The following is a 12,397-nucleotide window of genomic DNA, read 5'->3' as shown; positions in this document are numbered from 1 at the left end:
CAATAAGTTAAATGTAATTTAAATGGAAGAACAAGTTATTCTGGTTGATGAGGAGGATGTACCGAAAGGACAGATGGATAAAATGGAAGCACACGAAAAAGGTGTATTGCACCGTGCCTTTTCTGTTTTTATTTTTAATTCTAAACGGGAACTATTACTGCAGCAGAGAGCAATGAGCAAATATCATTCTGCAGGTTTATGGACGAATACCTGTTGCAGTCATCCTCGGATTGGAGAAAGTAATATCCATGCAGCAAAAAGGAGATTGATGGAAGAAATGGGGATGGACTGTGAATTGAACTATCTGTTTAAATTTACCTACAAGGCAATATTTGAAGATGGATTAACGGAACACGAAGTTGATCATGTTTTTTTTGGCATGAGTGATGAATTACCAGTTATAAATCATGATGAAGTAGAAGGCTTTAAGTATATGGATTTGGAGACCTTGGCACAGGATATTGCGATTAATCCGAGTGCTTATACGCCGTGGTTAAGAATCTGCTTGGATAAAGTTGTAACGCACGCATCAACGGCTAAAACAAAAAACGGGCATACAGCCTAAGCCATATACCCGTATCTAAATTAACGCTCTCGGGGACAAATATAGGACTAGTTTAGAAAATTCCTAAAAGTTTAACATTTCTTTTACTTTAAGATTATAGTTCGCAGTTTGGATTTATGTTGATCTGTAAATTAAGGTATTAATATATAGGTATTTATAAGTTTGGACAGAGATAAGTGCTAAAAAATATTTTTTTTCTTAGACATATCATTTTATGATATTTGTTACAGTTTTAGGTTTATCAATCTGTTTTGCTAACTTCTTTTTTCTCGATCGAGAAGCGCTTCTGTGATATTATTCATCCTCTAATTTTTGGAATTTAAATTTATCCTTAATGTGACGGTTAAAATATCTTCCTTTCGATCCGGAAGCCTTTAACATCTTATAAATTTTTTCGGGGACCTTTTTATATTGATAAATCATATCGGTTACAAAGATGATTTTCAATGTTTCTGTAGCTGCATCATAACTAAAATATTTGATTACTGATGATGGCATAATATTAATTTATACCTTAAAAAACAGCTGCTATTAAAAATGGTTTTAATCGTTTTTGAGTGCCGATTCTTCTTTCGCTGCCTTAATTTTTTCTTTTTTAAGGTCAATTCTGATGATATTGTACAAACTCATATAAACATTTGCCACCCATACTATCGAAAAGAAAGAAATAACGTAACCACGCCAATCGGGATAAAGTAAAGTGAATCTGGTAATAAAAAGCAGAATAGCGGTTACATAATGACTGAAGCAATATTCGCAGGTAAAAACATAGAAAAACTTTCGTTTAAATAACTTACTACAATTCTTCGAACGGTCTACACAAAATTCACGTGGTTCTTTAAATATTTCTTCTTTGGTAACTGTCCATGCGATGCAAGCTACGGGTAAGGCCATAATAAAGAGATAATAGATGTGTGCTTCCATGATGATCAAATTCAGGTATAAGTACAACCTTAAAGCCTTGAAAATGTTTAGTTAAGCGATAAACATTTTGAGTATATTTATGTTAGTTAAGATATATCTAATCACTTATTGTTATGGAAAGATCAGAAATTATATCTCTTTTAGAGGTAATCAATCAACAGGTTAGTTCTTCGGTTTTAGGTGGGATGGAAGAAGAGTATGAAGAATTAGAAAGTATGGGCCTGATTAAAATTAACCGCGAATCGGTACAATGGTCGTCTGCTATGACGCCTGCCGGAAATGCTTATTTGGGGCATGATTAGTTGGGGTTAAAGAATTCAGCAATCTGATTGAGTTCTGTTTGGAAGGTAAAACTTTAAGACCTCATTTGTGCAAAGGAGAGCGTCAAAATAAATTGATCATCTCTATAATTTGGAAAGCAGTTGGAGTGGTTCTTCGTTTAATGTAGTCCCGCCCCCGTTTCTGCCCCGATGAAGAATCGTGGCATTTCACTATGGTCGGGTTTAGCTTACTCCTGTTTTTGCTTTTATGCCAGTTTTCCTTGCGATAGGCAATTTACTCTTGACAATTGACTCAAGAACGCTGACTTTGGACCTCGGACTAAATAATGGTCAAAGCCATATAGCCCTGATGGCAATGGAAATCCCTTTTGGACGCCCCTTGCATTGTTTAATATCGGGTTTTAACCAAAAGGATTGGAATGGACAGCAGGACTGAACCCTCCCTAATGGCTACTGGCTTTGCGCTTCAAAAAAATAACTGTTTATTTTTAACGATTGATCAGCATCCCTCCCATCAGAATCTTTACGACTAAACTTTGACCAATTTATTGTTGGAATTCTGCTAAATTTGCAGCAAGTTTAGAATTGTGCCCTAAATAAAATAAAAGGCCATTCTATCTGCAGATATGAACGATTTACAACTTAGAACGGTAAATGTAACCAGATACGTTACGCCTTTGCGCGAGGGTGGCTCTATGCCTGCCATTGCGGAAGCTGATGATAACTTTTTATATGTACTTAAATTTAGAGGGGCAGGACAGGGTACCCGGGCTTTAATTGCCGAACTAATTGGTGGCGAAATAGCCCGCTATTTAGGTTTGCGTGTACCTGAATTGGTTTTTGCCAATTTAGATGAAGCTTTTGGGAGAACAGAACCCGACGAAGAAATCCAAGATCTGCTAAAAGCCAGCGTGGGCTTAAATTTGGCATTACACTATTTATCTGGCGCAATAACATTCGATCCGACTGTAACTACTGTTGATGCTAAACTTGCCTCGCAGATTGTATGGCTAGATTGTTTTTTAACCAACATGGACCGGACGTGCAGAAATACCAATATGTTGCTGTGGCATAAGGAGCTTTGGCTAATCGACCATGGTGCTGCATTATATTTTCATCATTCTTGGCAAAACTGGGAAGAACAGGCTATTAAACCCTTCTTTTTGGTAAAAGACCACGTATTGTTACCATGGGCAACTGAACTGGAAAGTGTAAATGATGAATTCAGCAAACTACTTAGCCCTGAAAAGATCAAATCTGTTATTAATTTAATCCCTGACGACTGGTTGGAAGGCGAAACGAACTTTGAAAGTAAAGCAGCACACCGTAATGCCTATACGCATTTCCTTACTACCAGGTTAACTCATTCAACTATATTTTTAAAGGAAGCACAGCATGCAAGGGAAATTCTTATTTGAGTACGCTGTGATTCGCGTAATGCCCAGGGTAGAACGTGAAGAATTTATTAATGTGGGCATTATTTTGTTTTGTGCCAAGCAAAAGTTTTTAAAAAGTGTTTTTTTCCTGGATGAGACAAGAGTAAAGGCTTTTTCTGCGAAGATAGATTTAGAAGAGCTAAAAGAGAACTTATGTGCTTTTGAAAGAATAAGTACAGCCGCAAAAGGATCAGGTCCCATTGGTCAATACGACCAGGCTTCCCGTTTTAGGTGGCTCACGGCAACCAGAAGTACGGTAGTGCAGTGCTCAAAAGTACACCCTGGTTTTTGCGATGATGCCGAAGAAACTCTATTAAGACTGCATAACGAGCTTGTTTTATAGCGCTATGTGCATGGCGCTAAGCGTTTGATTTACCTTTAAGAACAAATATTTTCGGCTCTTGAAGAATACATCAATCTAACAATTAAGCAATTAATCAGTTTACAATTGGCAGTTTTTAGTTAGCAATCAAACAATTTAACAATTAACCAGTTAACCAATTTTCACAATTAACCAGTTTATCCTTGCCAAAAGAATATTTCAAAAAACTCCAAGATCTGCTCAATACTGAGCGCAACGAAGATTTACAATCGTATTTAAAACTTACTGAAAATACTTCGGCTGCCGATAGGAGAGCCTTGGGTTTAACCTGGTATCCTATTGCAATCAGGAACACCGAAATAGGCCGTGGCGATTATTTAACTGTAGAGTTGGAAAGGACTACCCATCAGGATTTTTCGCATCAGTTCCGTTTTGGTTCGGCGGTGGTATTATTTTCTAATCACGATGCCAAGGAAGATCGGATAGAGGGGATTATAAATCACCAAAGTGGCAGCAGGATGAAAATCAGCTTCCGTGTTGATGAATTACCAGACTGGACCAGAGATGGCAAACTTGGTGTAGATTTACTTTTTGATAATAACAGTTACGACGAAATGCAGAGTGCCCTTAAACAGGCTACACATTTGGCAGAAAATGAATCAGAAAATAAACTGATCCGTATTTTAACGAAAGGAGAAAAACCTTCATTTCGGGGCGAAGAGAAATTTATCATTCCAAATACGCTAAACGACTCGCAGCAATTAGCGGTGAATAAAATTATTGCAGCCGATCATTTGGCTGTGGTTCATGGTCCACCAGGCACTGGAAAAACGACAACACTTGTGCACGCTATAAAATCGTTGGTTAAACACAGCGATCAAAAAATCCTGGTGGTAGCACCAAGTAATACTGCTGTTGATTTACTTACTGAAAAATTAGCGGCTGAAGGGTTAAAAGTAATCCGTGTGGGGAATCCGGCAAGGGTTTCAGAAAGATTGCTTGCGGCTACTCTTGATCATCAAATGGCCGATCATCCGGAGATGAAAACGATTAAGGCTTTAAAAAAACAAGCCAGTGAGTATAAAAACATGGCTCATAAATACAAGCGGAGCTTCGGCAAAGCAGAACGGGAGCAACGTAAGGCCTTGTTTGATGAAGCGCATAAAATTGGAAAGGAAGTAGAAAAATTTTCAGCTTTCTCCAACTATAAAATCAAATGAAGCAGCCAGAAATGGTTTAAGTAATACTTTACTCGAAAAAGCAGTAAATCTTCATCCAGAGTCGGTTGTGTTGTTAAAAGAGCAATACAGAATGAACAAAAATATTATGGGTTATTCATCTCGGGTGTTTTATAAAAATGAGTTAATAGCGCATCACTCTGTTGCCGATCATTTATTGTTTACCGGCGATCAACCGATTCAATTTATCGATACTGCAGGTTGTAGTTTTGACGAAAAATTAGATGGAACAAGTACAACCAATCCTGATGAAGCTGCATTTTTGGTCAAACATTTAACGAATTTGGTTGCTAGTTTGACAGATAAAACCTTAACTGATAGTTTTCCGTCTGTTGCCATTGTCTCCCCTTATAAACAGCAGGTTCAGATTTTAAATGCGTTGGTTCAGGAAAATGAAATTTTAAATCCATATCGCAATAACATTGCAGTTAACACCATTGATAGCTTTCAGGGGCAGGAACGTGATGTGGTTTATATTAGCCTCACCAGGAGTAATGGTGATGGAAGCATTGGGTTTTTGTCAGATACCAGGAGAATGAATGTTGCCATGACAAGGGCAAAGAAAAAGCTGGTTGTTATTGGCGATAGTTCTACTTTATCGAAATCTAATTTTTATGCTGAATTTATCCAGTATGCTGAGCAATTGAACGCATACCACAGCGCCTGGGAATTTATGGAGCTGTAACCGTAAAATTGTTGCTTTTTACAATTGCTTCACATGATATGACGCAAGTTGATGCTAAACCTTTTCCAGTTTCTTTTCTTCTGCGAGTTTGCCCGATATACTGGCCCCTGCAATTAACAGTTCTTGCGTAATGGTTTTGGTATATTCTGTAATTTCTGATTTAAAATCTTTTACGGATGAGCCTGAACGTATTTCTTCCAATCTTTTTTCCCACTGTCCGGTAAGTTCAGCCTGTGCAATCTGCTTGTCCTTCACTACTTCATAAACAGCCAAACCTTTATTGGTAGGTACAAGATTTCGCTTTTCCCTTGTAATATATTCTCTGGTGATTAACGTTTCGATAATGGATGCACGAGTTGCCGGCGTACCTAAGCCACTATCTTTCATGGCATAACGCAGTTCTTCGTCTTCAATCTCTTTACCACAGGTTTCGAGCGCTTTTAATAGCGAAGCCTCGTTATACATTGGCTTTGGTTTAGTCTGCTTTTCTAAAAGAGATTTTTCTGTTATAGGCAATAGTTCTCCAACAGCAACCTTTGGTAAAGCTACATTGTCTTCATCTTTTTTATCATCTTCAGGGTCGTTAAAAACAGCCCGCCAGCCTGCAGAGCGGATTACCGTTCCATTGGCCACAAACGTAACTCCTGATTGAATGGTTATTTTGGTTAACTCCTTAATACATTCCTGATGAAAAGCCTCAATCATCCGACCAACAACCATATCGTATACAGCTTGTTTATCTGAGCTTAGCCCATAAGCTTGTTCGCCGGTTGGTAAAACAGCATGGTGATCGGTTACTTTTTTAGCGTTAACACTTCGCTTATTTAAAGTGATGGTTTGCAAAAACTGTGCTTGCTTTCCAAAATCAGCATGATCGGTAAATTTTGCAATCAAATCTGGAACTCCGGCAAAAACATCATCACCAATGTAGCGCGATCCGGTACGGGGGTAAGAAACCAATTTGCTCTCGTACAGGTTTTGCAAAATATTAAGTGTTTGATCAGCAGTATATCCCTTTTTCTTATTGGCTTCTTGCTGTAAACTACTTAAGTCGTGCAATAAGGGAGGTGGTTCTTTTCTTGGCTTTGCTTCTACAGCTGTAATGTTTCCGCCGGTTGGAAAACCAGAAGCCACATCCTCTACAAGCGCAAATAACTTTTCTACTTCTTCCTTTTCTTTATAATTCGAGGTTGATATAGCCTTAAAAACCTGTTCATCTTTAGAAAGTAAAATACTGATTTGATAATAGGTTTGAGGAACGAAATTTTTAATCTCCAAAAAACGAGCACAGATCATGGCCAGGGTAGGCGTTTGTACCCGCCCTAATGAAAGAACTGTTCTGTTACCTGCCGAAATACTTAGCGCCTGTGTGGCATTCATTCCCACCAGCCAGTCTGACTCTGAGCGGCAATGGGCCGAATTAAACAAGGTATCGTAATCGGTTCCGGGTTTTAAATTTCTGAATCCATCTTTTATAGCTTCATCTGTTTGCGAAGAGATCCAAAGGCGTTTGAAAGGTTTTTTGCATTTGAGGTAATAATAAATGTACCTGAAAATTAATTCACCCTCACGCCCCGCATCCGTAGCCACAATAATTTCACTCGCCTCATCAAAAAGTTTTTTTATGGTGTCTAATTGTTTTCGCACTGCCGGATCTTCTACAAAACCATCTTTTGTTTTAATCTTTCTAATGGCAAGTTTAAACTTTTGCGGAAGCATGGGTAAATGTTGCTTCCTCCAGCCAATAAAGCCATAATCTTGAGGGGGAGCCAATTGTAATAAATGCCCGAATGCCCAGGTAAAAGAATATCCTTTACCTTCAATGTATCCATCTTTTCTGGTGGTTGCTCCGAAAACTTTAGCAAGTTCACGACCAACAGAGGGCTTTTCTGCAATTACAATCTTCATGAATGGGCTTATCTTTTCAACCCCAAAGATGATTAAAATATTGGCAACCGATTAAAAAAATTACTCACAATGCTACTTAACATTCGTTTGGGCAAACAATTATCAGATAACTTTGTCCATCATTTGTGTCAGAAATTTATATATCGGATTGATTAACAATTCGGTAATATCACTATCTAACAGCTACAATTGATTTTTAATGAATGGATAAAATTTATGAACTGGCAGGTAATAAAATTAAAGTAGGGCTCGAACCACAATTAATCCGCGTGTATAGTAATGCTCAACTTTGGACTTATCTTGATGGAAAAGCAGATGCAAGGTTTGAGCTTTTGATAAATACAATTAAAGCCGATTATGAACAGCATTTCGGTAAAGCACTAGCGATTTCTAACGCTTCGCTTATTGTAGAAATCCTGGTACATGTGTATTGCGATTATCTGGGACTATCCTTCAATCGCATGGTGCAAATAAAATGGATTCAAGCTTTGGTTAAAAAACTGCTCAAACGGGCAGAAGTTGTAGACTGCGGCGAAAAGGGGGTAGACAGTAACCGTTGGGTTTGGGATTTACTAGCCAGTAGCAAATCGTTTTTTATCTGGATTTTACCTAAAAACCTGAACGCCAAAAATATTAAACAACATTAATCCATTTGGGCTGCTAAAATCTGTTCCTGATTTAATACAACACTTGCTGCCAGTGTTTCATTTAAAAATGATGAATTGTATTGTTGTTCTGAATTATTGATGAACAGTACCGTTCGGTCAGAGATGGTATTGATCACCTGATCGGCCAACTTAGCCGGGACAGCAGGACAACCCTGACTTCTGCCCAGTCTGCCTAATTGATCGATGCTTTTTTGACTTACATAACTGGCGCCATGAACCACAATGGACCTTTCTCTTGCATTGCTGTTAAAACCTTGGTCCATACCATCCAATTTAAGCGAACGGCCATGTTTTCCGTAGTAGACTTCACCGGTTAAATAAAAACCTAAGCTACTCTGGTTCGAATTGATATTGTTGGAAAAGTAGGCTGGTTTATCGCCACCACTGTTTTGCCCATGAGCTACCCAAGTATTTAATACCAGTTTTTTGCTCGCAAGATCGATAATATACAGGCGTTTTTTAGAACTTTCCTGATCAAAATCGGCAATGGTTAAAATAGATTTGCTATTTAAAAGACCAGAATATTTTAAGTTATAAAAACCGGTTAGGGCTTTTTCAAAAACCTGTTCACTTAATCCGGCAGAATCTAAATGAACCTGATGGTAAATATTTGAGATATATTGATTGTATAAGCTATCTGTAGCTACGTACTTAACTACTTCTTGTTGTGTATGGGGAAGCTCCGCTGCTTTCCAACTTGTTCCGACAATGCTCATACCCATCAAAAAAATCGTAGCAATGTCCAGGATGTATTTCTTCATTCAGTATGGTTTAGTTTGATATTGAGCTATTTATACGGTTGTTTTGCTCAAATGTTGCCCAAATCAATTCTGTAGCGTTTCAAATACATTTGGTTTTACATTTTCGTGACTTAAAGCGGAATAATATAGCTTTTAGGAATGTGAGGCGGCAAGCTATATCATATCTGTTGTTTCCCGCAGAATCGCAGAAGGACACAGATTTGAGTAGCTTGTCATGCCTAACGGAAATGATCCTCTCTAATTAAATTATAATCTGTGTTAATCGCTTTAATCTGCGGGGGAAAACTTACTAATTTTTCTTTAAATCTATTTTCCTATTTTTGCTGCATAAAAATGTAAAATGCCAAACGAAGAAAATGATTACTCTTTCTGGACCAAATACAAAAGATTTGCTTCAACAGAAATTTTGATGTACCTGATCATGATTATTGGTATTGGCCTCGGGATTATTTTTTTAAGCTAAGTGCTAATTTTAAATAATCTGCAGCATTTACATCATTAATGAATTTCGAAAACTCATTATACTGCGCTGCAGGAAATGTACCATCGTTTAGTATAAATTTCCGGTAATAGGTTAGTTTGTTGCCTACTAAGCTGGCCTTACATACATATTCTCCGAAAGGGCTTTTAAAAGCTTTATCTTGTCCAATAATCAATTCTGTAATTACATTATCTGGCAAGGTATAAACAATGCTATCTTCGTCTGTATATCCACGGTTAATGTAAACAGGCAGTGTTCTGTTCTTTATTTCAGGAATTGACCGCCTCAGGTTAAAGGCATTGAGCTGTAAAAACATTTTATTTCCATTAACAGGCGCATAATTTCTGATATTAATGCTTACTTCTTCAGTTAATTTGGGCGATATATCTTTTTTCTGCGCAAAGGACACTGCTTCGAAATCAATATTGTCAATGTTATAAGCTTCTTTTAGTAGTTTATGCTGTTCGGTTATTGATTTACCAATCAGCGATTCCTGATTTTCATATTGTGAGCCAGCATACACGGTATTCATTTTTCCAGATACAGTGCCATCTAACTGAACAGTTAAGTTGGCTTTACGTATCTGCAAGTTCTCAGCAGTTGTTAGTTTTGGTGTATGCAATAGTTTACCTCCCTCGTTAGTACAGGCAAGCACCAATCYATCATCCGTAAAATCGCTTAAAAAGCCAAAGGGGATTTTTTGGCTGGTGCATTCTAACCAGGTTGTGTCGCCCTTTAACGGCATGCATAAAATAATATGATTGCCTTGTACCATACTGGCATAGTTCGGGTCCATACTTTTCTTTTCAGAACCAGCCGATACTACGCAGTAATAAGAATCTATATTTGCTGCACTGAGCAGGCTTTGCATATAGTTTACTAAAGCTTTACAATCACCATAAGCCAACCGATCTACTTCGCTGGCTGCAATCGGCTGAAAACCACCAATACCAATCTGTACACTAATGTATCTTGTTTTCTCTTGTAAGTACTGATAGATTTTACGCGCCTTATCCTTGTCCGTTTTTTCGTTCTTTACAAGATCCTTTATCATTTCGATGGTGGCAGGTGGCAAGGCTTTGCGTTCTGCTAACAAATCGTCATAAATCCACTTGCCTAGCTCTTTCCAGTTGGTATAACTGCCTTTATGGTTGTAATAATAAAACGCTTGCGGGGCAATCTGGATGTTGGTTGCATAAGTTTCGTGCGCCGGGCTATAGGGTYCAGTTCTAACCGCCAGGATATTATTTGCCTTCCAAATTGTTTTTTTCTGCTTCTCATCAGTTAGTACTTCTGGTGTTCCGCTATAATTCTGGGTTTTTATTCTTACCTGATCTGTTGGCTTACAAATAAAGGTATAAGTACTTTTCTCTACTGAAACATCATCTGCTGGTTTCGGGCTCCAATCGGGTATAATCAGATTTTGTTTATTTCTAATTTCATAATTGTAAACCAGGGTGTAAGGATATTGGTTTACCGGTGGTAGATAGTGTTTTACGCGGCTATCAACAAATAGGGAGAACCCATCGGCCGCGCTCATATCAGCAAAATCGTTTTGAGAAAACTTGTTGGTGAGTTTGCCAACGCTGTTGTAAACTTCTCCTCTTATCCCTTTAATTGAAATATTTTTATCGTAATAGAGTACCAAACGTGCTTCGTCCTCTCCATTTTGGTTAAATACCGTAATGGCTTTTTTTACATTAAGCATTACGTTATCAGGCGAGCGCATATCGATGGTTGTTTCTTCATTCCTGATACAGGCATTGGCGCGGTTGCGCAGGTTAGCGGGAATTAAATCAACATCATAGTTGTCTTGCGCAAAGCCAACAACAGAAACTAAAAGCAAGGAAAATGTGGTAAATAAGAATCTCATTTAATTTGCTTTTTTTAATAAAAACTCTGTTTTCTGGTTTTGGATGATCTTGCTATAGAATTCCTTTAAGAAAAGATATTCTTCAGGCTGATAAATAGCATTGTTAAACTGTAAAATCTGACTCATCGAAATAGTGTTTCCATCTAAACCTGTTTGCAATAAATACTTTCCACCAGAATTGGGTAAAGCTATTGCCATATCTTTTGGTTTTTCTATCAATTGGTATTTTTCTGGTAAAAGCACATTGATGATAATGCGCTCGTCAGACGCTGCACCCAAATCAACTGGGTAGGTACGTTCGTTTAAATTAAATGGATTTTTCGAAATGGTATTGATAAAAAATGGGCTAAAATAAAACTGATCTTTATTTGTACCATCGTTTATGGTAAACTCTACCTCGTATTTTTCTATTAAAGAATTTTCTACACTATCCAGGTTCAAAATTTGATGATCAAGTATCTTAATTCTGGTTAAACGTTCATCAAGCTTCTCGACATATTCATCCGGCGAATTGTATCGAAGAATATCTTTACGTTTGCCATATGCCGCGTAACCCATGGTATGGGTAGTTAAAGTGCCAATGATTTTTCCTTCAGTTGTCATTTTTCCTGTTAGGATATAACTGGTAGTTGTTTTCTGGCTGGCCTTTAAATCAATCCAGTAAGATGGTTTCTTTAAATTGATTACCCTGCCCTGGTCGTTAATACACCGAAGTGGTAACAATCCGAAGGGTAGAAGTGGTTCTGTAGCATCCAGTAAATAACTTTTATCGGCAAGATTTACTTTAGCAACCAGGTAATTAAAATCACTCATTACCGGATAAAGCTTGTTTACTGTTCCATTATCACGGGTAGAAAGGATAACAGCCTCTACATCTAAACCAGCTGCAGAAAGTGCCGCAATTAGGCTCAGGTTAATATCTGCTACGTTGCCCGATCTGTTTTCTAGTGCTTTTTTAATGTTATCTTCGGCGTATTTTCCGTAATAATTATTCCATTTGATCTGTTTTTTAATGTAATTATAAACGGCTTTTGCTTTATCTAAATCGGTAGTGCTTCCTTTCGTAATTTCTGGAATGAGGTCTTTAAAAACATCTTTCCTTTTCATCTGATCGCCCAGGGTTTTATACGATGACAGTTCATAATCAACATCTTTCCAGGTTTTAGTATAGGAAGTTTTTGCTCCATTCAAATTCTGTACGTCCGAAAGCTCAAAATAAATAGCCGATTTAAAGTTACTGGGCGCGGTCATGTTA

The 12,397-nt window shown here is 37.7% G+C and carries 14 protein-coding genes; 8 read left to right on the top strand and 6 right to left on the bottom strand.

The features are described from left to right. Positions 1-22 precede the first annotated feature (22 nt). A complete protein-coding gene (gene idi / locus AC1DND_RS13870) occupies positions 23-565 on the top strand; it encodes an isopentenyl-diphosphate Delta-isomerase (RefSeq protein WP_477582399.1) in 543 nt (180 codons plus the stop codon). Between the two features lie 294 nt (positions 566-859). Here the strand turns inward: idi and AC1DND_RS13865 are convergent, their stop codons facing one another. Beyond that, positions 860-1,063 carry a KTSC domain-containing protein gene (locus AC1DND_RS13865; RefSeq protein WP_477582397.1) on the bottom strand — a complete coding sequence of 68 codons (204 nt, stop codon included), beginning with the start codon at positions 1,061-1,063 and terminating at the stop codon, positions 860-862. A 45-nt stretch (positions 1,064-1,108) separates the two neighbouring features. After that, on the bottom strand, positions 1,109-1,489 hold the full coding sequence (locus tag AC1DND_RS13860) for a hypothetical protein (protein WP_477582395.1): 381 nt from the start codon (positions 1,487-1,489) through the stop codon (positions 1,109-1,111). 113 nt (positions 1,490-1,602) lie between these two features. On the opposite strand from AC1DND_RS13860, the gene AC1DND_RS13855 reads away from it, so the two are divergent. The 5 genes from AC1DND_RS13855 to AC1DND_RS13835 all read left to right on the top strand — a co-directional run bounded on the left by AC1DND_RS13855 (position 1,603) and on the right by AC1DND_RS13835 (position 5,451). Beyond that, positions 1,603-1,791, top strand: a complete 189-nt coding sequence (locus AC1DND_RS13855; protein WP_057934571.1) for a hypothetical protein — start codon at positions 1,603-1,605, stop codon at positions 1,789-1,791. A gap of 605 nt (positions 1,792-2,396) precedes the next feature. Beyond that, on the top strand, positions 2,397-3,188 hold the full coding sequence (locus tag AC1DND_RS13850) for a HipA family kinase (protein WP_477582394.1): 792 nt from the start codon (positions 2,397-2,399) through the stop codon (positions 3,186-3,188). Next, positions 3,166-3,549, top strand: a complete 384-nt coding sequence (locus AC1DND_RS13845; protein ID WP_477582393.1) for a DUF3037 domain-containing protein — start codon at positions 3,166-3,168, stop codon at positions 3,547-3,549. The genes AC1DND_RS13850 and AC1DND_RS13845 overlap by 23 nt, the downstream gene beginning before the upstream one ends. Positions 3,550-3,731: 182 nt before the next feature. After that, complete coding sequence (locus AC1DND_RS13840; protein ID WP_477582391.1) at positions 3,732-4,748, top strand: AAA domain-containing protein; 1,017 nt, start codon at positions 3,732-3,734, stop codon at positions 4,746-4,748. A gap of 67 nt (positions 4,749-4,815) precedes the next feature. Next, the gene (locus AC1DND_RS13835) at positions 4,816-5,451 is read left to right on the top strand and encodes a DEAD/DEAH box helicase (RefSeq protein ID WP_477582390.1); all 636 of its coding nucleotides are present in this window, start codon (positions 4,816-4,818) and stop codon (positions 5,449-5,451) included. A 54-nt stretch (positions 5,452-5,505) separates the two neighbouring features. Here AC1DND_RS13835 and topB read toward each other — a convergent pair whose 3' ends face one another. Further along, positions 5,506-7,359, bottom strand: coding sequence for a DNA topoisomerase III (topB, locus tag AC1DND_RS13830; protein WP_477582388.1), 1,854 nt, complete (start codon positions 7,357-7,359; stop codon positions 5,506-5,508). Between the two features lie 203 nt (positions 7,360-7,562). On the opposite strand from topB, the gene AC1DND_RS13825 reads away from it, so the two are divergent. Next, entirely contained in the window at positions 7,563-8,006 is a 444-nt protein-coding gene (locus AC1DND_RS13825; RefSeq protein WP_051691878.1) for a hypothetical protein, read from the top strand. Here AC1DND_RS13825 and AC1DND_RS13820 read toward each other — a convergent pair. After that, positions 8,003-8,788: a murein L,D-transpeptidase catalytic domain family protein gene (locus AC1DND_RS13820; RefSeq protein WP_477582387.1), complete on the bottom strand. Its 786-nt coding sequence runs from the start codon at positions 8,786-8,788 to the stop codon at positions 8,003-8,005. The two genes, AC1DND_RS13825 and AC1DND_RS13820, sit on opposite strands and share 4 nt — an antisense overlap. Before the next feature lie 340 nt (positions 8,789-9,128). On the opposite strand from AC1DND_RS13820, the gene AC1DND_RS13815 reads away from it, so the two are divergent. Beyond that, positions 9,129-9,251, top strand: coding sequence for a hypothetical protein (locus tag AC1DND_RS13815; RefSeq protein ID WP_255512125.1), 123 nt, complete (start codon positions 9,129-9,131; stop codon positions 9,249-9,251). Here AC1DND_RS13815 and AC1DND_RS13810 read toward each other — a convergent pair. Together AC1DND_RS13810 and AC1DND_RS13805 are read right to left on the bottom strand one after the other, a co-directional pair. Continuing rightward, positions 9,235-11,142, bottom strand: coding sequence for a DUF3857 domain-containing protein (locus tag AC1DND_RS13810; RefSeq protein WP_477582385.1), 1,908 nt, complete (start codon positions 11,140-11,142; stop codon positions 9,235-9,237). The genes AC1DND_RS13815 and AC1DND_RS13810 overlap by 17 nt on opposite strands. Beyond that, positions 11,143-12,397 (bottom strand): transglutaminase-like domain-containing protein (locus AC1DND_RS13805; RefSeq protein WP_477582383.1); only part of this gene is annotated, 1,255 nt, incomplete at its 5' end.

The organism is Pedobacter sp. 01N416 (assembly GCF_056399685.1).
This window is presented reverse-complemented; position numbering and strand designations above follow the sequence as displayed.